The organism is Candidatus Acidianus copahuensis (assembly GCF_000632495.1).
In the GTDB taxonomy this organism is placed as follows: Archaea; Thermoproteota; Thermoprotei_A; order Sulfolobales; family Sulfolobaceae; genus Acidianus; species Acidianus copahuensis.
On record NZ_JFZT01000048.1, the window covers coordinates 102,446 to 129,087 of the forward strand.

Annotated in this window: 32 protein-coding genes and 1 tRNA gene; 18 read left to right on the forward strand and 15 right to left on the reverse strand. The window is 34.2% G+C overall.

Going from position 1 to position 26,642, the window contains the following annotated elements:
• Positions 1-12: 12 nt before the first annotated feature.
• Complete coding sequence (locus tag CM19_RS09335) at positions 13-987, forward strand: aldo/keto reductase (protein WP_048100175.1); 975 nt, start codon at positions 13-15, stop codon at positions 985-987.
• Here CM19_RS09335 and CM19_RS09340 read toward each other — a convergent pair.
• The 6 genes from CM19_RS09340 to CM19_RS09365 form a co-directional block, all read right to left on the reverse strand.
• The gene (locus CM19_RS09340; protein ID WP_371810371.1) at positions 975-1,469 is read right to left on the reverse strand and encodes an XTP/dITP diphosphatase; all 495 of its coding nucleotides are present in this window, start codon (positions 1,467-1,469) and stop codon (positions 975-977) included. The genes CM19_RS09335 and CM19_RS09340 overlap by 13 nt on opposite strands.
• A 28-nt stretch (positions 1,470-1,497) precedes the next feature.
• Complete coding sequence (locus CM19_RS09345) at positions 1,498-2,148, reverse strand: Kae1-associated kinase Bud32 (RefSeq protein WP_048100177.1); 651 nt, start codon at positions 2,146-2,148, stop codon at positions 1,498-1,500.
• Positions 2,136-3,131: a KEOPS complex N(6)-L-threonylcarbamoyladenine synthase Kae1 gene (kae1, locus tag CM19_RS09350; protein WP_048100178.1), complete on the reverse strand. Its 996-nt coding sequence runs from the start codon at positions 3,129-3,131 to the stop codon at positions 2,136-2,138. Before kae1 ends, CM19_RS09345 begins: the two co-directional genes overlap by 13 nt.
• A gap of 3 nt (positions 3,132-3,134) precedes the next feature.
• Positions 3,135-3,323 carry a 30S ribosomal protein S27ae gene (locus CM19_RS09355; protein ID WP_048100179.1) on the reverse strand — a complete coding sequence of 63 codons (189 nt, stop codon included), beginning with the start codon at positions 3,321-3,323 and terminating at the stop codon, positions 3,135-3,137.
• Positions 3,316-3,660, reverse strand: a complete 345-nt coding sequence (locus tag CM19_RS09360; protein ID WP_048100180.1) for a 30S ribosomal protein S24e — start codon at positions 3,658-3,660, stop codon at positions 3,316-3,318. The genes CM19_RS09355 and CM19_RS09360 overlap by 8 nt, the downstream gene beginning before the upstream one ends.
• Positions 3,661-3,951: 291 nt before the next feature.
• Positions 3,952-4,024 (reverse strand) — tRNA-Gln (locus CM19_RS09365).
• Between the two features lie 161 nt (positions 4,025-4,185).
• Here CM19_RS09365 and CM19_RS09370 point away from each other — a divergent pair.
• Positions 4,186-5,112 carry a transcription initiation factor IIB gene (locus tag CM19_RS09370; protein ID WP_048100181.1) on the forward strand — a complete coding sequence of 309 codons (927 nt, stop codon included), beginning with the start codon at positions 4,186-4,188 and terminating at the stop codon, positions 5,110-5,112.
• 13 nt (positions 5,113-5,125) lie between these two features.
• Here CM19_RS09370 and yciH read toward each other — a convergent pair whose 3' ends face one another.
• Positions 5,126-5,428, reverse strand: a complete 303-nt coding sequence (gene yciH / locus CM19_RS09375) for a stress response translation initiation inhibitor YciH (protein ID WP_048100182.1) — start codon at positions 5,426-5,428, stop codon at positions 5,126-5,128.
• A gap of 84 nt (positions 5,429-5,512) precedes the next feature.
• On the opposite strand from yciH, the gene CM19_RS09380 reads away from it, so the two are divergent.
• On the forward strand, positions 5,513-5,662 hold the full coding sequence (locus CM19_RS09380; protein WP_048100183.1) for a DNA-directed RNA polymerase subunit P: 150 nt from the start codon (positions 5,513-5,515) through the stop codon (positions 5,660-5,662).
• On the opposite strand, the gene speB is transcribed toward CM19_RS09380, so the two are convergent.
• Positions 5,649-6,533 (reverse strand): agmatinase, encoded by an 885-nt coding sequence (speB, locus tag CM19_RS09385; protein ID WP_048100184.1) that lies wholly within the window; start codon positions 6,531-6,533, stop codon positions 5,649-5,651. The two genes, CM19_RS09380 and speB, sit on opposite strands and share 14 nt — an antisense overlap.
• 51 nt (positions 6,534-6,584) lie before the next feature.
• Here speB and glyS point away from each other — a divergent pair, with 51 nt between their 5' ends.
• The 6 genes from glyS to CM19_RS09415 all read left to right on the forward strand — a co-directional run bounded on the left by glyS (position 6,585) and on the right by CM19_RS09415 (position 10,674).
• Complete coding sequence (gene glyS / locus CM19_RS09390) at positions 6,585-8,276, forward strand: glycine--tRNA ligase (protein ID WP_048100185.1); 1,692 nt, start codon at positions 6,585-6,587, stop codon at positions 8,274-8,276.
• Positions 8,277-8,288: 12 nt separating this feature from the next.
• Entirely contained in the window at positions 8,289-8,636 is a 348-nt protein-coding gene (locus CM19_RS09395) for a hypothetical protein (protein ID WP_048100186.1), read from the forward strand.
• A complete protein-coding gene (locus CM19_RS09400; protein WP_048100187.1) occupies positions 8,636-9,040 on the forward strand; it encodes a hypothetical protein in 405 nt (134 codons plus the stop codon). The genes CM19_RS09395 and CM19_RS09400 overlap by 1 nt, the downstream gene beginning before the upstream one ends.
• Positions 9,041-9,050: 10 nt before the next feature.
• Positions 9,051-9,572: a phosphate transport regulator gene (locus CM19_RS09405; RefSeq protein WP_235185663.1), complete on the forward strand. Its 522-nt coding sequence runs from the start codon at positions 9,051-9,053 to the stop codon at positions 9,570-9,572.
• Between the two features lie 106 nt (positions 9,573-9,678).
• Positions 9,679-10,230, forward strand: a complete 552-nt coding sequence (gene endA / locus CM19_RS09410) for a tRNA-intron lyase (protein WP_048100188.1) — start codon at positions 9,679-9,681, stop codon at positions 10,228-10,230.
• A 42-nt stretch (positions 10,231-10,272) separates the two neighbouring features.
• The gene (locus tag CM19_RS09415) at positions 10,273-10,674 is read left to right on the forward strand and encodes a hypothetical protein (RefSeq protein WP_048100189.1); all 402 of its coding nucleotides are present in this window, start codon (positions 10,273-10,275) and stop codon (positions 10,672-10,674) included.
• Here the strand turns inward: CM19_RS09415 and CM19_RS09420 are convergent.
• Positions 10,637-11,263: a UbiX family flavin prenyltransferase gene (locus tag CM19_RS09420; protein ID WP_048100190.1), complete on the reverse strand. Its 627-nt coding sequence runs from the start codon at positions 11,261-11,263 to the stop codon at positions 10,637-10,639. The genes CM19_RS09415 and CM19_RS09420 overlap by 38 nt on opposite strands.
• Before the next feature lie 256 nt (positions 11,264-11,519).
• On the opposite strand from CM19_RS09420, the gene CM19_RS09425 reads away from it, so the two are divergent.
• Positions 11,520-12,305, forward strand: a complete 786-nt coding sequence (locus CM19_RS09425; protein WP_048100191.1) for a sulfide-dependent adenosine diphosphate thiazole synthase — start codon at positions 11,520-11,522, stop codon at positions 12,303-12,305.
• Between the two features lie 105 nt (positions 12,306-12,410).
• On the opposite strand, the gene CM19_RS09430 is transcribed toward CM19_RS09425, so the two are convergent.
• On the reverse strand, positions 12,411-13,319 hold the full coding sequence (locus CM19_RS09430; protein WP_048100192.1) for a translation elongation factor: 909 nt from the start codon (positions 13,317-13,319) through the stop codon (positions 12,411-12,413).
• A gap of 42 nt (positions 13,320-13,361) precedes the next feature.
• On the opposite strand from CM19_RS09430, the gene CM19_RS09435 reads away from it, so the two are divergent.
• Both CM19_RS09435 and CM19_RS09440 read left to right on the forward strand, forming a co-directional pair.
• The gene (locus CM19_RS09435; protein ID WP_048100193.1) at positions 13,362-13,646 is read left to right on the forward strand and encodes a TIGR00304 family membrane protein; all 285 of its coding nucleotides are present in this window, start codon (positions 13,362-13,364) and stop codon (positions 13,644-13,646) included.
• Positions 13,647-13,715: 69 nt separating this feature from the next.
• On the forward strand, positions 13,716-14,000 hold the full coding sequence (locus tag CM19_RS09440) for a hypothetical protein (protein ID WP_048100194.1): 285 nt from the start codon (positions 13,716-13,718) through the stop codon (positions 13,998-14,000).
• On the opposite strand, the gene CM19_RS09445 is transcribed toward CM19_RS09440, so the two are convergent.
• Entirely contained in the window at positions 13,997-15,106 is a 1,110-nt protein-coding gene (locus CM19_RS09445; protein WP_048100195.1) for an MFS transporter, read from the reverse strand. The two genes, CM19_RS09440 and CM19_RS09445, sit on opposite strands and share 4 nt — an antisense overlap.
• Before the next feature lie 639 nt (positions 15,107-15,745).
• On the opposite strand from CM19_RS09445, the gene lysS reads away from it, so the two are divergent.
• Positions 15,746-17,230, forward strand: coding sequence for a lysine--tRNA ligase (gene lysS / locus CM19_RS09450; protein WP_048100196.1), 1,485 nt, complete (start codon positions 15,746-15,748; stop codon positions 17,228-17,230).
• Here lysS and CM19_RS09455 read toward each other — a convergent pair.
• On the reverse strand, positions 17,214-18,296 hold the full coding sequence (locus CM19_RS09455; RefSeq protein WP_048100197.1) for a site-2 protease family protein: 1,083 nt from the start codon (positions 18,294-18,296) through the stop codon (positions 17,214-17,216). The two genes, lysS and CM19_RS09455, sit on opposite strands and share 17 nt — an antisense overlap.
• A 35-nt stretch (positions 18,297-18,331) precedes the next feature.
• Here CM19_RS09455 and CM19_RS09460 point away from each other — a divergent pair, with 35 nt between their 5' ends.
• From CM19_RS09460 to CM19_RS09470, 3 genes are read left to right on the forward strand one after another with little or no spacing between them, the layout of a single operon-like run.
• Positions 18,332-18,994: a nucleotidyltransferase domain-containing protein gene (locus CM19_RS09460; RefSeq protein WP_048100198.1), complete on the forward strand. Its 663-nt coding sequence runs from the start codon at positions 18,332-18,334 to the stop codon at positions 18,992-18,994.
• Positions 18,981-19,508: a DUF1122 family protein gene (locus CM19_RS09465; protein ID WP_081801261.1), complete on the forward strand. Its 528-nt coding sequence runs from the start codon at positions 18,981-18,983 to the stop codon at positions 19,506-19,508. Before CM19_RS09460 ends, CM19_RS09465 begins: the two co-directional genes overlap by 14 nt.
• On the forward strand, positions 19,489-20,502 hold the full coding sequence (locus tag CM19_RS09470; protein WP_048100199.1) for a radical SAM protein: 1,014 nt from the start codon (positions 19,489-19,491) through the stop codon (positions 20,500-20,502). The genes CM19_RS09465 and CM19_RS09470 overlap by 20 nt, the downstream gene beginning before the upstream one ends.
• Here CM19_RS09470 and CM19_RS09475 read toward each other — a convergent pair.
• Positions 20,479-21,489, reverse strand: a complete 1,011-nt coding sequence (locus CM19_RS09475) for an mRNA surveillance protein pelota (RefSeq protein WP_048100200.1) — start codon at positions 21,487-21,489, stop codon at positions 20,479-20,481. The genes CM19_RS09470 and CM19_RS09475 overlap by 24 nt on opposite strands.
• A gap of 26 nt (positions 21,490-21,515) precedes the next feature.
• Between CM19_RS09475 and CM19_RS09480 the strand changes: the two genes are divergently transcribed.
• Both CM19_RS09480 and CM19_RS09485 read left to right on the forward strand, forming a co-directional pair.
• Positions 21,516-21,977 carry a GNAT family N-acetyltransferase gene (locus CM19_RS09480; RefSeq protein WP_048100201.1) on the forward strand — a complete coding sequence of 154 codons (462 nt, stop codon included), beginning with the start codon at positions 21,516-21,518 and terminating at the stop codon, positions 21,975-21,977.
• A 31-nt stretch (positions 21,978-22,008) separates the two neighbouring features.
• Positions 22,009-24,351, forward strand: a complete 2,343-nt coding sequence (locus CM19_RS09485) for a DNA-directed DNA polymerase (RefSeq protein WP_048100202.1) — start codon at positions 22,009-22,011, stop codon at positions 24,349-24,351.
• Here CM19_RS09485 and dnaG read toward each other — a convergent pair.
• Both dnaG and CM19_RS09495 read right to left on the reverse strand, forming a co-directional pair.
• Positions 24,341-25,558 carry a DNA primase DnaG gene (gene dnaG / locus CM19_RS09490; protein WP_048100203.1) on the reverse strand — a complete coding sequence of 406 codons (1,218 nt, stop codon included), beginning with the start codon at positions 25,556-25,558 and terminating at the stop codon, positions 24,341-24,343. The two genes, CM19_RS09485 and dnaG, sit on opposite strands and share 11 nt — an antisense overlap.
• A complete protein-coding gene (locus tag CM19_RS09495; RefSeq protein WP_048100204.1) occupies positions 25,555-26,622 on the reverse strand; it encodes a tyrosine--tRNA ligase in 1,068 nt (355 codons plus the stop codon). Before CM19_RS09495 ends, dnaG begins: the two co-directional genes overlap by 4 nt.
• Positions 26,623-26,642: the final 20 nt, after the last annotated feature.

Here is a 26,642-nt window from a genome sequence, read left to right on the forward strand (position 1 = left end):
TAGTGGTATGACATGAGATATAGAAACTTTGGTGATACTGGAATAAAAGTTTCAGAATTGGGAATAGGCGTATGGAGTTTAGCAACAGATTGGTGGTCAAGTAATATTAAAGCTGAAGATATATTGAAAAAATCTTATGAATTTGGTATAAATTTTTTTGATACTGCAGACATATACGGTGAGGGAAAAGCAGAAGAAGTAGTTGGAAAGGTTTTAGGGGCTAAGAGAGATAATATTGTAATACTTACTAAAGTTGGATATAATTTTTATAATAAAAAATCTAAGAAAATTGAGCAATCATTTGATGTAGATTACCTTAGATATGCTGTTTTACAATCTATGAAAAGGCTCAATACTGATTACATTGATATCCTTATGCTACATAATCCCAGGATTGATATTATAAGGAATAGTGATATCAAGGACTTTCTATTCTCTCTTAAGAAGGATGGAATTGCAAGATCTGTTGGGATCGCTCTTGGTCCTACTCTTGGTTGGGGAGAGGAAGGAATAGAGGCAATTAAAATGGGCTACGAAGGTTTAGAACATATTTTTAATTTGATAGAACAAAATCCAGGTTTAGAGTTCTTAAAATATAAAATAGGTCAAGTAATTAGAGTTCCACATGCTTCTGATTCCTTAATAGAGGATAAATGGCCCATAGTAGAGGATAAAAAACTTCATAGAAGTCTGAAAGATATAAAGTGGATACAAGAAGCTGTAAATAATTCAAAAGAAATTTTAACTTTTGCTAAAAGGAAAGGAATGAAATTATCTCAATTAGCCTTAAAGTTTGATTTATACTTTTCAAATGTTTCTACAGTAACGCCAAATATAACATCTCTAAATGAGTTGGAGGAGTATGTTAAAGTAGAAGATTTACCAGATTTATCAGCCGATGATATACAATATATTTCTGATTACTATAATCGATTTTATAAATATTTGAATGATGAAAGTATTAGAGAAACAACTCAATATAAATAGAACTTAATGAATTCTTTAAATGCTTTACCTCTATGTGAATATGTGTTCTTTTCCTCTATGGACATTTCAGCAAATGTTTTTTCTGATCCGTTCGGGATAAATATCGGATCAAAACCGAAACCTCTTTCTCCTTTAGGCTCATATGCTATTCTTCCATCGACTGTCCCCTTGAATACTTTGATTTCATTCTCGTCAATATATGCTAAGGCTGTCTCAAAATGAGCTTTCCTGTTACTTTCTCCTGTCATTAGTTTTAGTATTCCATAAATGTCTAATGTCCTTTTAACGAAGTTCGTATATGGGCCTGGAAAGCCCTTAAGGCTTTCTATAAATAGGCCACTATCATCTAGCAGTAGAGGCTCTTTAAATAAAGAAAAGAATAAAGATGCCGAATATCTTACGACGTCTTCTATTTTATCTGCTTGTATCTCGAACTTTGGAACAGCTACTATTTTCAATTTTAATCCATATTTTTCAGCCATTAATGCTAACTCATTAAATTTCCCATTATTACTTGTTACTACCTTTATTTCTTCTTTCTTCAATGTACCTACCTCTCATCCTAATCTCTTTAACTGTACTTAATACCTCGTTGAAATTAGGCAATGCCATATAACCCTTTAGAAACGCTGAGTAAAGTTTTTCCTTCTTTTCCGGGTGGATACTTTCCAATGATCTAAGAAAAACATGTATGTCTGTTGCAATATCTTCTACATCATCTGATCTCTTTGATAAACCAAAATCTATAACGAATAGCCGGTTATTTGAAACCATTACGTTATTTGTTGTTAAATCTCCATGAACTATTTTATTTCTATGAAGCCTGCTCACAATTATGCCAAGCTCTTCCATAAATTTATCCTCCATCTCATTTCTCCTTTTCAGATATTCTAGTAAGCTTTCTCCTTCGATATACTCTATTATCAATTCTTTTTGTTCTAAGTTAATGTAAAGTACTGCTGGTACTGGTACACCAGCTCGCATAGCATCATACATTATTTTTGCCTCATGAATTGTTCTTTCTCTATTTATTCTCTCATCTAGAGTTGATTCTCTATACTGCTTTGATATTCTTTTTTTCAGAATAGCATGGATTCCTAAGAAATATGTTTCATAAATAAACGATTCTGCACCTCTACTAATTAGCTTTAATTCCTCCAAGGTATTTCTACCTCATCTATCCTCCATCTGGGTCTAACACCTGATTCCTCAATGGGAATTGTTATTCCATGTTTCAATGCTAATAGCCCAGTATATGCTATCATTGTACCATTGTCTCCTGCATATTCTGGTGGGACAATCTTTAACTCGACTCCCCAGTCCTCTCCCAGTTTTCTTAGTTTCTCTCTAAGACTTACACTAGCTGCAACTCCTCCTACAACCATAATTTCCTTCTTTTTAGTTAAAGCTAAGGCTCTTTCAGTAGCTTCAAGAAGCATATCAAATGCGTTCTCTCTTAGGGAGTAACATATATCTGGTAGACTATACTTCTTTGTTGCTCTAAGTGATGCGGTTAAAAGGCCAGAAAAGGACATATCTTGGCCTTTTACTACGTATGGTAATTGTATTATTTTTTCTGCTTTCTCTGCACAAATATCTATAACATGTTTTCCGTTTTTTATATATGGTGGAGCTAGTCCCACTTCTCTTACAAACACGTCCATCATATTGCCTAGAGCGATATCTAATGTTTCACCAAAAACTCTGAATTTTCCATTATAGAATGTTGTTATAATTGTATTACCGCCTGATAGGTAAAGAATTAAAGGATCCTTTGCTTTTGTAGTTAAGCTCCCTATTTCTATATGCGCTATTCCATGATTAACCGGAATTAAAGGAATATTCAGATTAAGAGCTAGAGTTCTTGCAACAATTCCTCCAACTCTTAAGGCCGGGCCAATACCCGGGCCTAATGAGACTGCAACACCGTTTAAAGAATCTAGTGAAATATTTGCCTGCTCTAAGGCTTTTATAAACACTTCTTGTGAAACCTCTGCGTGATGTTTCATTAAATCGCTTGGTTTCATTCCACCAGCATTAGGAACAAATGTATCCCTGGCATTAGCCAGTATAAAAGGTTCACTATCTTGGACAATACCCACACCAAAAGTATGGGCTGTAGACTCTATACCCAGAACTAACATATCTTATTTTTTCCCCGATACAAACTCAGTATATCCACATTTACCGCAAGCCCATCTTTCTCTCGGCTTCATATGGTGGGCCATAACGCTTCCGCATCTAGGACACTTTTTATTTTTAAGTTTAACTTTATCACCAGTTATTTCATAATATGTCCTAACTACTGCTTTTACCCCGCTCTCTCCTTTAGCCATTTTGTTCTCCTCCCTCTTTCTTAGCTTTATTTCCGCGTTTCAGTAAATACTTTGGTTCAAATTTCTCTGCTATTTCCTTTTCACTATAAGCTACTACTAAAGCGTCTGATATACCAGAACCATAACTAGTTCTAATCTCTTTGATTACGACTTGTTCTTCTGGATATCTTAGTAGAGAAGCTATAGTTTTTTGTAAATCCTTTCTTGAAGGTGTAGAAACACCTATATGAAACAACTTAAGATGCAACTCTTTTCTGTTGATTACTTTATTATCTACACTTTTTTCTATAATTCCTTGCACTTTTTCTGAAACCTTAATTTGCTGTGCCTGACTCATCTAGTTATAGTAATTGCAATAAATTTTAAGAGTTGCGGATTTGGGAAGATAAATCAAGAATTATATTGAATTAGCTCTATATGATCTTACAGACAATTTCATATATGATTTTTATCTATGTATATCAAAATTTTAAGTAAGTTTTAATTTAAAAAGTAAGTAAATCTTTCATATAGTATTATAAATTTATATTAAATATTAATTATTTTCTACTTTTTAAATTAAATATTATATTAATGAATCTTAATACATTTAACCTGTAATATTAGATCTAGGTAAAGAAGGTTAAAGTAGCCGGGCCCGGATTCGGACCGGGGTCCCAGGGGCCAGAGCCCTGGATCCTTGGCCACTAGACTACCCGGCTAAGTATTATTTAAAGACAACTATTATATAAACTTCGCTTTCAGAGAAATCTTATTTTGGAAAAGCCTTTAAAAACATAGCGGAAAATTTTATAAGCCATGTTATAGAAAAGTTTAAAAGGCTTACTTTGAGCCGAGCTATTTTAAATCTGGTGGTGTATAGATGAGTGAAAAAAACAATTCGAATGAGCAATCATCTTTATGTCCAGAGGATAAAATAATTTTTGACTCTGATCGTGGAGAGTACATTTGTTCTGAGACTGGGGAGGTTATAGAAGAAAGGATAATTGATCAAGGACCGGAATGGAGGGCATTTACACCAGAGGAGAAGGAAAAGAGAAGCAGAGTCGGAGGTCCTCTAAATCAGACTATTCACGATCGTGGTTTATCCACAATAATTGACTGGAAGGATAAGGATTCAATAGGTAGAAGTTTAGATCCTAAAAGGAGACTAGAAGTTCTTAGATGGAGAAAATGGCAAATTAGGGCGAGAATACAGAGCTCTATTGATAGAAATCTTGCCCAAGCCATGAATGAACTTGAGAGAATAGGTAATTTATTAGGTCTTCCGAAATCAGTTAAAGATGAGGCAGCTCTAATCTATAGAAAAGCAGTTGAAAAAGGTCTGGTTAGAGGGAGATCTATAGAAAGCGTTGTTGCTGCGTCAATTTATGCCTCTTGTAGAAGGATAAAAATAGCAAGAACTTTAGACGAAATAGCGCAATTTACTAAGGCTAATAGAAAAGAGGTAGCTAGGTGCTATAGACTTCTTCTTAGGGAATTAAATGTAGAGGTTCCTGTTAGCGATCCGAAGGATTATGTTACTAGGATAGGTTCTCTACTAGGTCTTAGTGGAGCTGTAATGAAATTAGCTGCGGAAACACTAGAAAAAGCTAAAAATACTGGACTTACAGCCGGAAAAGATCCTGCTGGACTTGCTGCAGCAGCTATTTACATTGCAGCTCTTCTAAATGATGAAAGGAGAACTCAAAAAGAGATAGCACAAGTTGCAGGCGTTACAGAAGTTACAGTAAGAAATAGATATAAAGAACTCATTCAGGAGTTAAAGATAGAAATACAAAATCAATAATTTTTTTATAGATTTATTCAATTACCATTATATTACCATCCGGAAAACCTAATTTAATGAGAATTTCTTTAGCTTTATCTCTATGATCGCCCTGAATTTCAATTCTTCCATTTTTTACTGTACCCCCGGCTGCGAGTTTAGATTTTAACTCAGCAGCTATTTTCTTGAGATCTGTATCGTCAGTACTTATCCCCTCAATCACAGTAACTTCTTTCCCGTATCTTCTTCTTTCTAACTTTATCTTAATAAATTGTTCTTCCTTATTTAGTTGTTCACATATATCTGGTGGAAGTCCTCCACACAAGTTATCTGCCATGTTGCCATTTAACATTTGAGCAAACACCTTTTTGAGCTTTTCTGTTCACAATAGTTTTAAAATCTTTGAATTAAAATAGGGCATATGTCAGATCAGTATAGATGTGGAAGATGTTGGAGAACATTTGATGATAGTAAACTCAAAGTTTTACCAGGAGTTAGATGTCCTTACTGCGGATATAATATAATTTATATGATAAGAAAGCCTACTGTAAAGGTAATTAAAGCAATTTAGATCTTATTAATGCGCTTGTTTCTAGGATTAATTTAGAGCCTAGGACAGAGGTTATTCCACTGGGATCATAAGATGGTGAAACTTCTACAACGTCAAAGGCAACGATTCTTCTATCAATGAAAAGTTTTACTGTGTCGAGTATTGTAGTTGGACTTAGACCTTCAGGCTCAGGAGTTGCAACTCCAGGAGCATAAGAAGGATCTATTGAATCCATATCATAAGACAAGTATATTCTTGAACATTCCTTTGTGAAGTTTATTACTCTTTTTGCAACTTCCCTTATACCTATAATATTCACTTCATTAGTAGTTATGAACCTTATTCCGGAAGAATTAGCGTATTGAATTTCCTCTCTACTGATTGCTCTATTACCAATTTCCATTATTTTTATACCTTCTTCACTTAATCTTCTCATTACGCATGCATGATCATACCTGTAACCCATGTATTCTTCTCTTAAATCTAAATGAGCATCAAAACTGATTACGCAATCTGCATTAGTGCCTAAAACTGTACCTATGGAAACTGTATGTTCTCCTCCTATTGATATTAGTATTTTCCCTTTTTCAGCGAAATAGCTAGCGACTGATCTTATTCTCTTAACGTTTTCCTCTACATTTGATGGATGCATAACTACGTCACCTGCGTCATTAAAACCTATCTCTCCCATATCTTCATCAGCTCTAAGAGAGTAGAACTCTATGTATTGTGAAGCTTCTCTAATTGCTGAAGGTGCAAATCTACTACCTGGTCTATAACTACTTGTTATATCCATAGGAAGGCCAAGGATAACAAACGGTGAATTCTCTTTATTGAAGCCTGCAAACTTCCTACTATTTTCGTTTAAGTAGAGCAATCTTGAATCGCTCATGATTTTTAGGCATGTCAAGAAGTTTATAAGCTTAACATAACATTACCTCATGTGAGTGAAACAGAAAAGGTAATTGAGCTAGCAAAGAGGAGGGGAATTTTTTGGCCATCATATGAGATCTATGGTGGTATTGGAGGACTTTATGATATAGGTCCTATAGGGACAAGGATAAAAAATAAGATAGTAAACCTATGGAGACAAATTTTCGTAGAGGATAATAATGAATTTGTAGTGGAGATAGAAACACCAATAATAACCCCAGAAAAAGTATTTAAAGCGAGTGGACACATAGATAGATTTACAGATCCAATAGTCGAGTGCAATAAGTGTCATAAGGTGTATAGAGCAGATCATCTAGTAGAAGAATTTGCTCATATTAGTGCAGAAGGTCTGAATACCACAGAAATTACATCGTTAATTAGAGATAAAGGAATTAGATGTCCGTCCTGTGGGGGAGATTTTGGAGATGTAAGGGAATTTAACCTCCTGTTTGGCACTACTATAGGACCTTATAGTGACTCTAAAGGCTATTTAAGACCTGAGACAGCTCAAGGAATGTTTACATCATTTAAGAGAGTTTATGATAGTTCTAGGCAAAAACTTCCACTTGGAATAGCTCAAATTGGTAGAGTGGCTAGGAACGAAATATCTCCAAGGCAAGGACTTCTAAGAATGAGAGAATTTACCATAATGGAAGTAGAATTCTTTATGGATCCAGAGGACAAAGACGTACCATTATGGAAATACGGAGAAGATATAATAAGAGTCTTGACAGCTGAGCTAAAACAGAAAAAAGAGGAGAAGCCGATATCGTATAAAGTAAGTGAACTAGTCAGTGAAAAAGCAGTTATAAATCCATGGATGGCCTATTGGATGGCTACTGCTAATAAATTTGTAAAGGAACTGGGAATATCTGAGAACAACATATATTTTGAAGAAAAGTTACCTCATGAGAGAGCTCATTATTCAAGTCAAACATTCGATCAAATGATCGTTCTGGGTAATGATAAAATTGAGATCTCTGGACATGCGTATAGAGGTGACTACGATTTGTCAAACCATGCTAAATCGAGTGGTCAGGATCTTACAGTTTTTAAGAAGTATTCTACTCCTATTACTGTAAAAAAGAAAAGTGTGATAATTAATAAGGATAAGCTAAATAATGAGGATAAAAATCTAATTAAAGATTTTATGAAGAGAATTTCCAATCTTTCTCCAGAACAGATTGAAACATTAATAAAAATGGATGAAAAAATTAATGGAAAAAGTTTATCTGAGTTTGTAAGTGTTGTTGAAAGGGAGGAAAAGGAGAGCGGTAAAAAGTTTTATCCACATGTTGTGGAACCTTCTTTTGGTGTCGAAAGGTGCCTTTATATATCGGTAGCGAATGCATACCGGGAAAAGAAAGATAGAATAGTATTATCTCTTCCACCAAAAATAGCTCCATACGAGGTTGCTGTATTTCCACTTCTTGAAAGGGGAGAGTTAGTAGAGAGAGCAAGGAAAATTTACTTAATGCTTAAGACAGGATTTGATGTAATGTTTGACGATTCCGGAAGTATAGGTAAAAGATACGCTAGATCGGACGAGATAGGCGTTCCCTTTGCTATAACTATAGATCCTCAAACCCTTCAAGACGATACTATAACTATAAGAGATAGAGATACGTGGGATCAGATTAGAGTGAAAGAAGGAGAATTAATTAATACTCTAAAGGAACTAGTTATAAACAAGAAAAGATGAGAGGTAAGAGATATGAGTAGCGATGAGGATAAGGAGAAAAAGATCGATATTAAATCCTTGGTAAATATAATTCCTCCAGCTTCTTCCCTTAAGAATAAGGGCAAGAATCCTCCTAAAGAGAAGAGAGTAAAAATGAGAGAAAGAAATGATATAGATGAAGGTATTGTTATAATATCGAACAAGTTACTATCACAGTTACAAATTTTCAATGAAGCTGAAATATCGGTTAAGGGAAAAAAGATAAAGGTAAAAGTTATTTCCCAAGAGACTGTACCAGAAATTGAAGTATGGGCAAACAAATCAGATTTGCTAAAGTTAGGTATAACTGATAATAGTACAGTTACTTTGAGGGCATTGTAATGAATGAGAGTGATATCGTTGTTGGGACTACATTAACAAGATTTGAGGAAGTCATAGAGGATCATTCGACTTATCTGAAAGAACTTGAGAATCTAATAGCTATACAGCGAATGGATTATGAAAGAGTTATAAGAGTTTTAAAGAGGATGAGAAAAGTAAGAAGAGATCTAGGGCAAGGTCTTTTTACAATAACTACACGTTTCAATGAGATAAAAGATGACAAAATAAAGGAGGAAGCATTAGGTATTGTTAGCTATCTTAATATAGTTGGATTAAAAGATGAAAAGGAAATTCTAATTAATTTAAAAGAACTTGCTAGGAAATCGGGTTATAATTTAGATATAGAAGATGATATAAAGCAAATTGAATCTATAATATCTATAATATCTAAAATAAGTCTATAAGTGAATATGAATGAGTATTGCTAGAATGACATTAGAGGAAAGAACACAAGAGATAACCTTACAAGTTATCGACGAGATTAGAGCACTATATGAATACCTTGAATCAGATGACAAGTCAATGAAAGTTTATGGAAAGATTAACGGGTTGAAAAATGAAATAGAGAATAACAAGTACTTGCTTGGTCAATATATCATAAAGATTAAAGAGGGTCTAGAGGATAGAGATCTGTATATAGATGTAATAAATAACTTAGAAAGGATCTCGCAGAACATTGATGCAGCTGCATATAGGATAAGTATTCTGATTGCTAAGAACATTAAGGTAAATGGTATTTTATATAATTTAATAAAAACTATATGTGAGAAAATTATAGCTTCTCTCACACACATGATGGAAGCTCTTAGGATGTTATCGGTAGAGGCTAAGAAGTCTATAGATTTTGCCCGTTATATAATTAAACTAGAGGAAGAAGTAGATGATCTCTATAGAAACTTTGAGCTTAAATTACTTGAAGAAAAATATCAAGATTAGTTTATGTTATGCTTATGAAGGATATAGCAGATAGACTAGAGGATAGTGAAGATTTGATAAGAAATTCTGCAAATGATATAACTTATATAGCGTTTGGAAGAGTAACATGACTAAAAGCCCAGCATATTTATTTGGAGACAGATTAGTAATATTTTCTATTGATGATGCGAAAAGAATATACTCTAAAAGCTTCTTTGGTAAACCTTTAGGAAATCCAAAACCTAAAGGGGCTGAAGACATAAATAGGGCTTTAGAGTTATCTCTTATTGAAGGGTTATATCTTCTAAGGAAAGGAGAAATTGAAGTAATACACGAAGAGAAACTTCTTTCTGAGGAAGAATTCATGAAATATGCTAAATTAGCTATACCGAGATTTGATATACTTTTTACAGTTTATAATGACCTGAGAGAGAAAGGATTTGTAGTTAGATCAGGAATAAAGTTTGGAGCAGATTTTGCAATATATACTCTAGGTCCTGGCATGGAACATGCACCTTACGTAGTAATATGTTTAGATGCTAATTCATCGATTACAGCAAATCAACTGATGAGTTTTGGAAGGGTTTCTCATAGTACTAGGAAGAAGCTCATATTAGCTATGACCAATGCAAAGATTGGTAGTGTGAAGTACATAATGTTTAAATGGGTGAAATTATAATACTTATATCACAGAACCGAAAAGCTTGGGGGTTTACATAGCTTGAGAAGTAATTATAACAGGCAATACAATAGAGGAAGAGAAGAAACAACTAATGAAGAACCAAAACCTCTTCCCCTAGGAGACAAATGCAATTATTTATGCCCATATTTTAGATGCAATAAAAGAGCTCTAATGATACAAACAAAATACGAAAAAGGAATACCACATAAGACAGGTTATTGTAGATGGGTGGGTGATAATTGTATTACTGGGGAATGTCAGTATGCTTATTGCGAGAAGAGAGCTTTATTGCCAGGTAATAAGTGTGCTTTTGTTGTAAATAAAAAGAATGGGAACGATAATCTGGAAAAAGATTTAGACTCTAGTGATGATTACTATGAAGGGAAAGTGAAGGACATTATATCTAAGAAGCTTGGGAAGAAAGATCTTGATCTGATTTAGACCATCTCTTGTAGATTCTATGATCTATTCCTACCATATCAAGAGCTTTTCCTACAATGAAATCAATCATGTCTTGAATAGTTTTTGGCTTTGAGTAAAATCCAGGAGAAGCTGGAAGTATAATTCCGCCAGATCTTGATATAGTTAAAGCATTTTTTAGTTCTATAGAACCTAATGGAGTTTCTCTGATAACTAGAACTAATTTACCTTTAGTTCTCAGGAAGTTTATTGCTGTCCTAGAAATTAAAGTGGATGTGACTCCAGATGCTATCAGAGCCATGGTCTTAATACTACATGGAATTATTATCATCCCTTTTGTTAAGACTGTAAAACTAGAGCTAGAAGTTGACGCATCAAGATCTTTGTCAGAATATATGAAAGACGTATATTTAACTATCTCTTCATTAATATCAAATTCATTTTCAATTTTGCATACTTTCTTAGCTGAGGACGAGACTATAGCGTAAACCGGATACCCTAACTCATGAAGAACCTGTATTGTCCTTATACCATAAATTACACCACTTGCACCAGAAATTCCTATAACAATTGGCCTTTTCCCTTTATTTGCTCTTGTCTTTTTAGCCATTCTCTCATCCAGTTATTATAACATCTGCTGCTACAGAAGATAAATGGCTTATTATTACAGCACGTTTTAACTACGATGGGTTTTCCTCTAATCACTTGTTTACACCAACTACAATGAATTTCTCTTGTTTCAGTGTCTAGCTTGAAAGGCATGATAAACGAATATCAATCAGACTAATACTATTTATATGTTTATTCTAAAAAGCTAATATAACTTCATTTATAAGCTGGTTATTTCGATAAGTTATTGTTGAAACATGAAAGTTAAACAAGTAGATGAAGGAAAAATAAGCAAATATATTCTAAAATTCACTTTTGAAGATTGGGAAAATATAATAGATAGTGATGTAATAATAGTTGGAGCAGGACCTTCAGGTATGACAGCGGCATACTATCTTGCTAAAGCAGGTTTAAAGACTGTACTTTTCGAAAGAAGATTAAGCTTTGGGGGAGGAATAGGTGGAGGGGCAATGTTATTTCATAAAATTATCATAGAATCTCCAGCAGATGAAATCTTAAAAGAACTTGGAATAAGATTAGTTAAGGCTGAAGAAGATGTCTATGCTGTTGATACCGCCGAGTTTATGGCCAAACTAGCCTCGTCGGCTATAGATGCTGGGGCAAAGTTTATTCATGGAATAACAGTTGACGATGTCATATTTAGAGAAGAACCTTTGAAGGTAGCGGGAGTTGCTGTTGAATGGACAGCTACTCAAATGTCTAGCCTACACGTAGATCCCATATTTATATCAGCAAAGGCTGTAGTAGATGCCACGGGCCATGATGCCGAAGTTATATCTGTCGCATCTAGGAAATTACCAGAACTAGAAATTTCTATCCCAGGAGAAAAATCTGCTTATAGTGAGGTAGCAGAACAACAGGTAGTAGACGGTACTGGAAAAGTTGCTCCTGGGTTATATGCCGCTGGTATGGCAGTATGTGAGATTAAGGGATTGCCCAGAATGGGTCCAATATTCGGAGCCATGGTACTTTCTGGAAAGAAGGTAGCAGATGAAATAATTAACGACATAAGAAAATCTTAGGATTTTTCTTTTAAATTATATACTTTGGTTAATATGCTCATAGAACTTAATGAAAGTTTCAGATATTTAAACTATAGTTTATGTTATCTAACTCTCGAATTAAGTCTATATAAGCTTCGGATTTTCCAAGAAGCCTGCAACCCTAGGTTTACCTTGCTTCGCGTTAACGTTCAGGATTATCATTCGATCGGCCAGAGGAATTTCGTAAGGTGTTTTTACCTTTACTTTATCTCCTTCAATTACAAGTTCGGACATTATAGAAATACCGTTAAATATTAAGTGATATTTCCCATTTTCATGAACTTCTGACCAAGGGTATAGAGTTACTTTAGCCTCAAATTCCTTTGTAATTGGTATCTTGTCTGTTGAAAGTATTTTTACATCTTTCATTTCTTCTTCTTTCGCATTCCTTAGTGCAAAACCTATTCTTACTCCACTATCAACGCTTTGCTGATCCTCATCTAGTACTTGAATGCTTTTAATCTCAATAATCTTATTTCCGGGAATTGTTTTAAATTTATCATGAATATTGACTTTAGTGTAGGAGAATCCAGTTATAACTACGCCAACGCCTTTAACTACAAAGGCTCTATCGACGTAAATTATTCCTTTATCTTTCTCTTTTCCTTCATATTCCTCAATATCTCTAATTATTGGATAATTCTGAATTGTTAGCCCTTTTAGTAATTTTCTTACTTTATCCTCACTTAGATTTGTAACTATATATCCTGGTATTCCCATTGACGATGCTAATAGAGCCAATTCACCATCTATCCAACTAGGATTTTCTGGTAAATAGAGGAAAAAAATTGAAGACAACGAAAGACTCTCAGCTGTTTCCAGGATTTTCTCCGGATATTCTGGTGTAAAAAGGACTGATCTTATATAATTTCCTTTCTTTCTGTAGTATATCTGAATCTTTCCATTTTCATGAAGTTTTCCCAAGGTTTCAGCTATTTGAATACCTCTTTCTTTACTTGATGATAGTATTGAGATGATGTTTCCATAATACACGTTTGCGACACCGTTATAAACTACATCGGCTAATTTAAACTTATGAGATTAACCCTTGTATATCTAGGGATATTGATAATATTGCTCGGTATTATCTTAATATTTATAGGAGGGATCTCATCTACACCAAGTTCTATATCTCAACCAACGTCAGTAGCATATGGAGGTGTAGTACTATTAGGTCCTTTTCCAATCTTTTTTGGCGTAGGTCCAAAGAGTGAACTATTCCCATTATTAATATTTGGTATAATTTTCACTATAATTGCCGTCATCTTTTATTTATATTCGTTTTATATATTTAGAAGATCTACTCAAGGCAAACTGTAAAATTTCTTTAAGTAACAATTCTTCATATCATCTTTTAGCTTCATATTCTAGGTTTAGATTAGACTCAAGATGGATATAATTAATAAAGCAAAAAGAATGAGAGATATAGGTAATGAATATGAAAATCTCTTAAATGAGTTATTAAATTTCCTTTTTAAAATAATCCCTGAGTGCATAGCTTTGGAAATGGAGGATTCTCTAATTCCTGTATATTCTACTTCTGTGCTAAAAACAAAGGGTATATTAGCATTTCCTTATAAATGTAAAGGTGAGATAGGATATATAGTACTTACACAGGAAGGTATATTTTTTGAAATACCAAATGGTGAATCTAGAAAAATTTACTCCTTTTAGACTTTAATTCCTAAATAAATAATTGATGCTAATAATGTAAATATTCCCATAATAATCCAGAGATCCGAATAGCCTAAGTTCGTGATTACTATTGCCGTAAAGTACGATGCGAAAATTCCGCTACTTTGCCATATTAGATTAGCCGTTCCACTTACTGAACCTGTATTTTCCTTACCCATTGTTGCGAGAATTGCAGAATTTGCAGGAGTTATAATAAATCTAACAAAACCCATTAAAGATGATAAAACACCTAAAAGAGCAGGATTATACGAGAGTGGGAGGAGCAGAATTAGGAAACCATATATTGCAACAAACGATGAAAGTGTATTTCTAACTCCTAGCTTTGAGATAAACCAACCTGCTATTATTGTGGAAAATATTCCTACTAGTGCTGTTAAGGAATAAAGAACGCCAGAGATGTAAGGATTTGCTGTTATAAGGACAAAATACTTGTAAATATAAAGAGCTATAGACCAATACGAAGTAAAAAAAAGAAAGCCAGCAAGGGAAACTAATAAAACATTTTTGCTTATTATAATGGAAAAACTATTAGATTTGGATATTGAATTCATATTAATTTTTAATGATAGAAATGCAAGAATAATTGAAATAATAAAAATCAGAAAATAACCTGAGTACCATCCTATAATTATTGAGATTACCGGCAATATTGCTCCAACTAAGACTATGGACAATGGCCATGCAATACTATAAATTCCCATTGCCCATCCTAAGTTATTGCCAGAGAAACTAGAGGAAATCATTTTGACTGTTATTGGGTAAACCCATCCAGCAGATAAGCCCATAAGAAAACTAAAGAGGTATTCATATTCAATATTCGGCGCTAGACCAGTAGCAAGTGATGATAAGCCTATTCCTGTTAATGAAAAGAAAAGTAAAGTTCTAGTCCCAATTTTATCTGCTAGTATTCCAGCTGGTAATTGAACAATTATATAACCAACAAAAAATAGGGAAAACACTGTACCGTCTTCCTGGACTGTAGGATGAAATGGAGAAAATGTTGAGACAACACTCCAAGTCAGTCTAGAAAAATATGATAAGAAGAATGAAGCTGAAGATATTGCAACTATAAACCATTTATTCATAATAAACCAGTAACCTCGTCTCATAAAATTCTGTATGTTAACACTAATAGACTAAGTGAATGCCCTCTAGTAAAGATAGAAAATATATCATCTATATATCATTCTCTACAGCCAATCAGAACCACGTGGTTTGGATTTTACGGATAGCTATTGTCATATCCATAAAACCCTTGGGCTTTAAGATGTTCTGGGTAAACAGTCCTCATAACGATCCATTAGCGGGATAAACCTATATCTTGAAAGTCTTATCAAAGACCTCAGTTATGTGGGAAAACCTGTCCGTCTTTAAGAGGATATTAAACTAGTGTTAACTTATCTATCAATTTTTAACCCATATATTTACATTCAAGAATTTTCTTTGACCTTAATCCCGGAACTATAAATCAGCATGTGGGACTTAAATTATTTAAAAATACATAAGCGTTTAAGAACGGGAAATCGTGATGTACATAAAAATGTCATTGTTTAAGCGAAACTAGCTATCAACGGCTAGCGTTTTCTTAAATGACTTGTCACTCAATATTTTTGTTAAAATAGTTAAATCCTAAATACTGGAGATTTTTGTGTCCATAATTACTGATCTTAACTCGTCAAATGTTATAGCTAAAATGTTATATACTCACTTGTTCCCGTTATTGTGTGGAATGGGACGATCTAAGGATAAAAATAGTGGATGAATTACGTTCAAAGGGAATAAATCCATACCCTCAAAAATACGATATAACTCATAGTATTCAGCAGATAAAAGAGATAGCCTTAAAGAATTCAGACAAATCACATGAGCCGTTTTTATTTAATATCTCTACAGCAGGAAGAGTAGCAAATATAAGAAGGCATGGAAAGGCATCTTTTGTAGATATATTTGATGAAGGAGAAAGACTTCAACTTTATTTAAGAGTAAATGAGCTAGGCGATAAATATAAGGAATTTTTCGACTATATAGGCAGGGGAGATATAATAGGTGTAAAGGGCGATCTATTTTATACAGGGAAAGGTGAACTCTCCCTATTGGTTAAGTCGTATACGCTTTTGGCTAAAGCCCTTATAGAGCCTCCAGATTGGTCTAAGCTCAGTACAGAGTTCAGATATGCTCATCGATACGTAGATTTTCTTTATAATGATAATGCGAGGAAAGCTATGGAAATAAGATTCTTTACAATTAAGAAAATTAGAGATTATTTAAATTCTAAAGGATTTATTGAAGTAGAAACACCGATTTTGCAGCCAGTTTATGGAGGAGCGTTAGCTAGACCGTTTATATCTAAGATAAACTACTTAGATGAAGATTGGTATCTAAGAATTTCTTTAGAGTTATATTTAAAGAGATTTATTGTTGGCGGTTTCGATAAAGTGTTTGAGATTGGAAAAGTCTTTAGAAATGAAGATATTGATGTTACACATAACCCAGAATTTACTTTATTGGAACTCTATTGGGCATATGCTGACTATAACGATATCATGTCACTCACGGAAGATATGATTAGAACAATTTTCAAAGAAGTTACGCAAACTACTACTTTAAAATACCGATCTGGGGATAACGAATATCAAATAGATTTGCAAAACTTCAAGAAAATTTCAATAATCGATTCTCTTACAGAAGCTCTTGGAAAAAACGTTGACTCTATGGGAGATAATGATCTAAAGGAATTAATGAAAAAATATCAGTTAGTTCCAAGAGGAAATAGCTACGTTAGAGGTCTTATGATTGAAAAACTATTTGACAAGTTAGTTACTCCTAACTTAATTCAACCTACATTTATAATTGATTATCCAATAGAGACTACTCCACTCTGTAAACCTCATAGAAGTAAGAAAGGATTTGTTGAGAGATTTGAGCTATATGTAGCTGGAATGGAATTAGCAAATGCCTATACAGAGCTTAATGATCCTATTTTGCAAGACAAGTTATTTAGAGATGAGCAAGAGATGGTGAAGAAAGGAGATCAAGAAGCCCATCCGTATGATAAGGATTTCATAAGAGCATTATCTTACGGTATGCCACCCACTGGAGGCTTAGGAATAGGTATAGATAGGCTAATCATGTTACTATCTAACAATCAAAGCATTAAGGAAGTCATACCATTCCCAATAATTAGCAAAAAACTCATTGAGGGAGAGTAACTGACAATATTATAGCATATATAAGGGATAGTAAAATTATTGATTGTATTGTAAAAGAAATTCTGTCCCCACTTTTCGGACTAACTTTTCTTAATAATTCAGTAAATATTTTTCCTCCATCTGTTATAACTAATGGTGCTGCATTAAATAACGCCAAGCTAAAGTTTACTATAAACATCCAAGTAAAGAATTCAAGAAAAGGTAACCAAAAAGGCTGAAAGTAATAGGTGACGTAAACTCCTAAGAAGTGACTTTGTGACGTTGCATTAACGTACACGATTGAGTGGTTTGCCGTCATAATTTTAATAATGTAGTGAGTCGAGGAATTAAGGGCATATTGCAACTGAGAAAATGTATGTGTAGCAATTCCATTTATATAAAGTATTATATCTCCAGGAAGTATTGATGCATTATACGCTGAACTATTTGGTATTACTTTCTCAACTAATATACCTTGGCTTAGATATTGTGGAAGGTATGAAGCTAAGGGAAAGAAAATGGCTGCAAGTATTATATTTACTGCTATTCCTGCAGCGATTATTTTTAGTTTAACGCTTGTCGAAGAAGAGTTGAAAGAATCATCTTCTGGCTCTACAAAGGCGCCTGGAAATATACCAATCAATATGAATCCACCACTTTTTACATCAATCTTATTTGAAGTAGCTGAAACTGCGTGGGCTAATTCGTGCAACGTTACCGAGATGCCTATAGCCAAAAGAAGATAAGGAACCTCGTTCAAACCAATCGTAATGCCAGGTATTATTGGCTCTAGCCTAGCGGATGTTGTCGATGGATGGAAGAGAAGTCCTTCTATTACGTAATATATTAATGCTATTCCAGCAATCATGGAAATTATTCCAAGAACAACAGATAATTTTTCAAAATTTTTAAAAATCTTTGAATTTGCAAGCTGTGGAAACCATTTTGTCCTAGTAGATTTCCTCCACATTAAAAGTAAGGGATATACGGAGAAACCTCTATCCGATAACTTATGTCTTAAAGCAAATATTATTATCCAGAATATTAGAAGCCCTATTCCAAATATCTCGAGACCAAGATTAACCATAAGAGCTTAAGTTAGACTTGCTAATAAAATTCTTTGTGGAAATATTGTATTCAGTGGAGCATTGGAGTATCTTCGAAGAAAAACGAAGGCGAACCAGAGATATACTTATGAAACTTAGCTCCCTTGGAATGGAGGGCTACGTTTATGGTTCCGTGGCTAGGGGAGACGTTAGAAAGGATAGTGATATTGATATTATTGTATTCTCTCCAGTTTTTGTAAAACTTGAAATGATAGACAGTAGCCATAAATTTATAATTCAAGCTACTCCTGCGTCTACACCTAAAGCCTATATATCCCTAGATCCTTTGGAAAGTGAAGTTATTTCATTTCCACTTAGTAAAATGAGAAAAAATGAAGAAGAATTTTACGGTTTTGGCGGGCTTATCAATATGGAAGGAGTAGAGAAAAAAATTAGAGTCCCGGGAGTAAATAAAATGTTGAACTTAGTTTTACCAAATGATAAAGGTCATTTTGAGATTCCTGTTGACGAGAATGAAGAAATGGTTGCAAAACTTCTACACATCTCTCTCGAAACAGTTAAGGAAAGAAAATCCCTTCTTACAAGGAGAAAAGAAAAGGGAAAGACGGGCGTATTTCTTAAGTATAAGCTTGGAGTAGATGAGACGTTTGAGGATGCAATTAGAAAGCTTTCGAAAAACAATAAGTTCTTTAGGAGGGTTATTAATGAACAATTTTAAAATAGACGAATTTGAACTTCACGCCAAAGATATTAGGCAGACTCATATAAAGGAATTGAAGTCTTTTGTACTCTATTTAGGAAATAGGTCTATAGGGAGATGCAATTACTTTTCAGGACGAGACTATTATCCAGTCTGGATTGAATTGGATTACGATCCGTGGCCAAGAGAAGCTGGACTAGAGGTTAAATTAATGAAAGCGTTTTATGATTTTTTGCCCCCTAAAGGTAGATTTTTCATAACCTATGAGAAAGATTATGAAACATATAGAATGTTATTTAGTGGTTATAGTGTAGTAGAAACTCCTTTAGGAAAATCACTATTTCTCGCAGGATTTAGATGGTTCAAAAACTGGTATTTTCCAGAAGGTGGAAATGAGGGAGGACCTAAAATTCAAACTAATAAGCCATCTAGTGATAATATTGCTGAAGAAGAAATAAAGGAGCTTCTAGAAGAAGTTAAAAATCCAGAAATAAAAGACTGGATAGTAAACAATGTTAAAAGGAAATCCTGAGATCGGCGTTTATAACAGGGAATTACCTAAGGGTTGTGAGCTATGCAGGGTAGGGGGAAAGCTAGTAGTTTTTGTTACTGGAGAATGTGGGGATTCTTGTTACTACTGTCCAGTTAGTGAAAATAGGTTTGGAAAAGATATCTTATATGCCAATGAAAAACAGACTAATGATGTTTTAGATCTGATCTATGAGGCTTACAGAATGGGAGCTAACGGTGCTGGAATAACTGGAGGAGATCCTATAGTAAGGTTAGATAGAGTAATCGAAATTATAACCAAGCTCAAAGCAGAATTTGGTGATGATTTTCATATTCACCTTTACACCTCAGGAAGGTATATTAATCAAGATTCTTTAGAGGAACTACAGAGATCTGGATTAGACGAAATAAGATTTCATCCAATAAACAAAGAGTATTTAGTTTATGTAGAGAAAGCGTTGAAGTATTCAATGGATGTAGGAATAGAAGTTCCAGCAATTCCAGGAGAGGAAAGGTACCTTGATTTTATTGTAAAATGGGCCGAAAATCATGGAATTAAATTCGTCAATATAAATGAGCTTGAAATTACAGAAAGAAATGCATCAAGGCTAAATTCTATGGGATTAAGGGTTTCTCATGGTCTTGCTGGATCCAATAAAAGCTCCGATATGGCTCTATCTCTTCTAAAGAATAATAAGGATTGCAGAATTAATCTCCACTACTGTAGTTCTGTGTATAAGGATGTTGTGGAAACTAGAACCAGGTTCCTTAGGACTATAAAGTATAGCTCCAAACCATATGAAGAATTCACAGGAGAAGGAACAATAATTAAAGCTATTGTGAAGTCAAACATGGATCTTTCACAATTCGGTGAGCTCGAAAATGAGAAATATACTATTTCATATTCCGTAGCTAAAGAACTTCTAAAGCAAGGTAAAGTAGATGAGGTAAAAGTGATAGAAGAACTACCTTACGGTCTAAGAATTTCAGAGTCAGTCGAGTCTAAATCTAAGTAATGCTACGAGGCCGCCAAAATTTCTTAATTGAAAATATATAGGTGAGTCCTTAGGGACTATAATAACTTCACCTCTTTTGTTTTCCACAGATTCCATGATTTTCTGAACTTCATCAGAGGGTATATCATCTTCTATTACGAGAAGAGTTTCTACTGCTCCCAACTCTGCAGCCTTCTCGATTTCTTCTAGCCCATATGTAACAAGCCCAGTATCTTTAGACATGTTTGCAAGAGCATCCTCCAGTTTTCTTATACCCTTTGATATTTCATAGTCTCGCATTACTTGGTCTATTATGTCTCTTCTTAAGATTTCATTCAGTCCAGATCTCGTTGCAGATGAAACTGAATCAGTATAAACTCTCATTCCTTGAAGTTTACTCTTAACTATATCCTTAAAAGGACCTGGACCTGCAACGATAACAGCGTCCGGTTTATATTCGTTAAAATAACTTTCAATTTCTTTTGAGATTTTATTTGCATTATCCTCTATTACCCCCTCAGAATTTTTTGATAGACTTTCTAGCGTGGACTCTGATAGTATCCTAATCCCTTGGTTCATAGGTATTGCGATAATATATTCATCAAAGTCGACTAATGCTACTAATATTTTAGTCCGTTTTTCAGCCTGCTTGTAAATTCTTTGAAGGGCTTGTTTAGTCCACTTTTCTTTAATAACCAGTATCTCATTTCCTACATCAAGATTTATTGTATGATGCGATCCTTTCAGACTATACTTTTCTGGGGCATCCGTTACAACACCATGAATTCGTAGTCTAGTCGTAAAGCTCTGAAATTCTGTATATTCTACTATAAGTTCAATTACCATCGAAATTCTTCGTGATTCGTTACCTAGTCCCACATCTCTAGAAGTTCTCGCTATTACTTTATCCCCTTTTTTTAGGATTGTCTGTAAAGTCCATAAATCATCCTCGTCTTCTAAGTAGAGTCTAAGTATCCCCTTTTTTTCGTCAAACTCCAAAACTTTCATTACTATATGTGTATATCAATCGTAATGTGGTAATTATAACTAATGCGACGGAACAGGATCTAACTCAAATATATGAGATTGAAAATGAGAGTTTTGAGCAACCATATCCATACTCTCTCCTTAAAGCCTATCTTTATCTTTCAGGAGATCTATACCTAGTTGCTAAGGAGAACGATTATGTATTAGGATACATAATAGGTATAGTACAATTTAAAATTCGAGGACATCTAGTTTCGATCGCTACAAGAGAAAACAGTAGAAGAAATGGAATAGGAAGCATACTGTTAAGCGAATTAGAAAGAAGGTTTAAGATCGCGTATAACTGCTTTTATTCGGTCTTAGAAGTAATGACTACTAATAAAGAAGCGATATCCTTTTATTCTAATAGATCTTATTATATTGTGAATACGAAGAAAAATTATTATGGTAGAGGTAAACATGCTTACCTTATGTTAAAGGATCTTCTGGAGAGACGAGGATTAGAGTAAGAATTAATTAGCTAAGTATAAATCTTTTTATATGATTAAGAGCTTCTTTGTCTTAGATTTTTCCTACGACGTTATAGATAATATTCCTGTTATATTTATATGGTCTATTGATAAAGAGGGAAATAGGGTTGTAGTTTTAGAGAAAGATTTTAGGCCATATTTCTACGCGATTCCAAAAGATGGAAGTAATCTAGAATCACTAAAGAACGAAATAATGAAACTTGGGAACTTGAAGTCTCCAATTCTTGAGGTAAAAGATGTTGACATGAAGTACTATGGAAATCCATTAAAAGCGTTGAAAATAACTACTCAAATTCCAGCTTATGTTAGAGCATACAGAGAGGAAGTATCTAAGTTATCCGGTATTAAGGACGTAATGGAAGCCGACATAAGGTTTTACATGAGATACTCGATAGACTCTGGAATAAGGCCTTTTTACTGGTTTGATGCTGAAGTTGAAGACATATCATTAGAAAAGTTAAGGGTAAGTAAAGCCTATCTGCTTAAAGATGTTAAAAAGGTATACGAAGATGCATTTCCTGAGCTAAAAATAATGGCGTTCGATATAGAGGTTTATAGTAAATATGGTTTTCCAAATCCAAGGAAAGACCCAGTCATTTTAATAGGTGTATGGACTGATAAAGGTCAGGAACAGTTCAGTGCTGAGGATGATGATTTAAAGGTCTTAAGAAACTTCAGTAAATTTGTTGTTGACTACGATCCTGATATAATTCTAGGTTATAATAGTAATGGATTTGATTGGCCATATCTTCTGGAAAGGGCAAAGATGCGGAATATAAAGCTTGATCTTGGTAGGAGGGAAAATTCAGAACCTTCACAAGGTACATATGGACATTATTCCGTTGTGGGAAGGTTAAACGTAGATCTTATGGGATTTGCTAGTACGGTAGAAGAAGTTAAAGTTAAGAGTCTAGATAATATCGCCGATTATTTAGGCGTACTTCCAAAAAATGAAAGAGTAAACCTTGAATGGTATGAGATTTCATCTTATTGGGAGGATCTTAAGAAAAGAGACCTTGTCAAGAAGTACAATTTAGACGATGCGAAATCAACATACTTATTGAAAAACGTTTTTATTCCATTCGGAGAGCAATTAACTGTCATATCAGGTTTACCTTTAGATCAGCTTTCAATGGCAAGTGTAGGCTATAGAGTAGAATGGTTACTAATGAGAGAGGCGTTCAAATACAAGGAGTTAATTCCAAATAGAGTAGAAAGAGAGTATGCTACATATAAGGGCGGGCTCGTTATTCCTCCCAAACCTGGAATACATGAGAACGTGTATGTATTAGACTTCTCTTCAATGTATCCATCTATAATGATAAAATATAACATAGGCCCGGATACTCTACTGAAAGATAATTGTGAAGATTGTTGGGTTGCACCTGAGGTTGGACACAAGTTTAGGAAATCTCCTGAAGGCTTTTACAAGAGGCTTTTACAAGAGTTATTGAATGAAAGAAGAGAAGTTAAGGAAAAGGTGAAGGATATAAGAGACGAATATCAGAGAAGGATGTTAGATGAAAGGCAAAGGGCATTAAAGGTAATGGCAAATGCTTTTTATGGTTATATGGGGTGGTTAGGCGCTAGGTGGTATAGTAAAGAAGGGGCAGAAGCGGTAACTGCGTGGGGTAGGGAAACTATTTCCTCAGCATCTAAGATAGCGATAGATGAAGGATTTGACGTGATCTATGGTGATACCGATTCTATCTTCGTGAAAGGTTCAGGAGACGCTGTAGCTTTAGCAAAAAAGATAAGTGATTTACTTGCTTTAGAGATAAAAATAGATAAACACTATAAAAAGGTCTTCTTTACTGAGAACAAGAAAAGATATGCTGGAATTACAGAAGAAGGTAAAATAGACATAGTTGGATTTGAAGCTATTAGAGGTGATTGGTGCGATCTGGCTAAAGATATACAAAAAAGAGTTATAGAACAAATACTTACATCAGGAGTTAAGGACGCTGTAAGATTAGCTAGAGACGTTGTAATGAGGCTAAGAAGGAAGGAATTCAAGATAGAGGAATTAGTTATATGGAAATCTCTGGATAAGGATATAAACGACTATGAGGTTGATGCACCACATGTAGCTGCAGCTAAAAAAGCAATAAAAGCAGGATACGCTGTTTTCAGTGGAGGCAAGATAGGTTATGTAGTTGTTAAAGGTTCAGGTAAAATTTCAGATAAAGCAGAACCATATTTTATGGTAAAGGATAAGAATAGAATAGATATAGAGTATTACATAGATAAACAAATAGTTCCATCTGTTATGAGAATACTTGATTCTTTTGGAGTAAAAGAAGATGAAATAAAAGGTGGAGGAGTTGACATTACAAGTTTCTTTAGGAAGTAATTATATCAGGGATTGTTAATATTTTTACGTTATTTAAACTTTTATTAATTCTGCCTATTCTCACGCCTACTAGTAGCTTTACTTTCTTTGCTAACGCTAATTCCATTAACCTTTGAGTTATCACGCCATCGAAAATTATATAGGCCACTTTCCCCTCTTCGGCCTTCTCTAATTTAGGTATTATATCTCTAACCTGAACTTTCTCAATAGAATTCCAGTTCTCATCGAACATTATGCCCTCTAGAGTTCCAGGAAGCTTCTTAATTTCTTCAAGTGCTACAGAAGGCACAGTTATCTCAGCTTGAACTTTTTCAACTTTTTCAGGTTGTTGGATTACTGTTACTGAACTTACTGATTCCTTTACTGCATGAGTTTCTTCTTGTTGCCTTCTTAAATATTGAGCTACTGGAACCATGTTGGATAAGGATTTCGCTATCTCTTTACCTGTTAGTTCTTCTACTTCTCTTCCTTGAGGCGCTCTCGCAATAAAATCGATCTTTGCGTTAGTGTTCAGTAATTCCTTTAGTATTAACTCTCCTCCATGATCCCCATCAGTAAAAGCTATAACCATTTTCTTCTGTTTTGTCAGTTCTATTAGACTTTGAGGTATCTTTCCGCTAGCTCCTTCTACTGCTACGGTATTTCTATAGCCATACTTGAGTAGGTTTATTATATCGGCTCTACCCTCAACTATTATCAAATTAGGGTCTGTTGCCACATCTGGACCAGCAGGTAATCTTTCTGGTCCAAACTCAGTGATTTCTCCTGTCTTTACCGAGCTACTAATCTCATTAAGTACTTCTTTAATATCAAGGGTTTTCTCTTTATTCCAATTTGTTAAGATATCTTTTGCTCTATCTATTATCTTCTTCAGTTTCTCAGCTCTTATATCTTGGATCTCCTTGAGCTCAAACTTTGCTGTATATGGTCCTATTTTATCTACACTTTCTATCATTGAAGCTATTAGTGCTGTTTCCACTCTGTCTAGATTAGATGGTATCTCAATTGTTCCTTCAGATTTACCATTCTTAGTTCTTATTTCCACTACTATTCTGCCAAGTCTTCCCTTATCTTGTAATTCTCTCAGATCAAACTCCTCTCCAAATAGATTTTCAGTTTGACCGAAAATTGCTCCTATTACATCCGGTTTATCTACTATACCATCTGTTTCGAAACGTAAATTTACTACATATTTCGTATTAATCACCTTGTGATATTTTTATTCACAGACGAAATTATTTCCTTATACATATCTGTATTTACCTTCTTTCTTATAGGATCTAGTATTTGATTAAGCATTTTTGCCGTCGCAGTTTTTAAGTCCATTGGATGAACTTTTCCTTCAGCAAATGCCTTTTCTAGTTCTCCATAAGTATTGAATGTTATATTTCCTCCATACTTAGATTCTCTCTCGATTGTAAATGAATTAAAGTTACTAAATACTATTAGTTTGTCTATTTGTAGTACTGGATTAAACTCTATTACCCCTTTAGGGCAGTACGCAGCTTTAATTTTTGACTCTACTTCTTCCTCCGTGTCTGTTACGAAGATAGCTGTTTCAGGCTTTGATTTACTCATCTTTGCTTCTGCCATAACTTCATCTATCTCGACATTTTCCATTCTTTGTCCTCCCTTTAGACCTATTAGCAGAGGCGTGTGAATAGCAATGACTTTCTTTCTGGAAAATTTCTCTGCAATCTCTCTAGCTAACATGTGGGCCTTTCTTTGATCTGTTCCGCCTAAAGCTATATCAACATCAAGATAAAATATATCACTTACTTGCATTGCTGGATAAAATAATTTCGATGTATCTAATTCAGCTTCATCGGATTTTCTACCCATTATTGTTAGAGATCTTTTCATTCTAGCTAACGTGGTACTTTTAGCTACTCTAATTACATTTTCCCAATAATTCTTATCACTTACTAATTCCTCTGCATCGATAACTTGAAACTTCGATGTGTTTATTCCATAAGCGTTTAATACGTCGATAGCGTACTTTCCAGCAGATCTTATAAGTTCTATGTCCCCTCCAAGTTTATCATTTATCCATGCGTGCCATGTTGCGACTAAGACTTTCATCTGAACTCCTGCTTCAATTAAATCTCTTAGTTTTTGCGCCCATATTAGCCAGCCTATATGAAATATTCCGCTTGGCTCAAAGCCAATATATCCTGTGAGCCTATTTCCTGACTCTAATTTTTTCTTTAATTCATCTAGAGTAACAATTTCTTCTGTATTCCTTGATATTAATGATAATCTATCTTCCAATAATCATCCCCAAAAGTAAA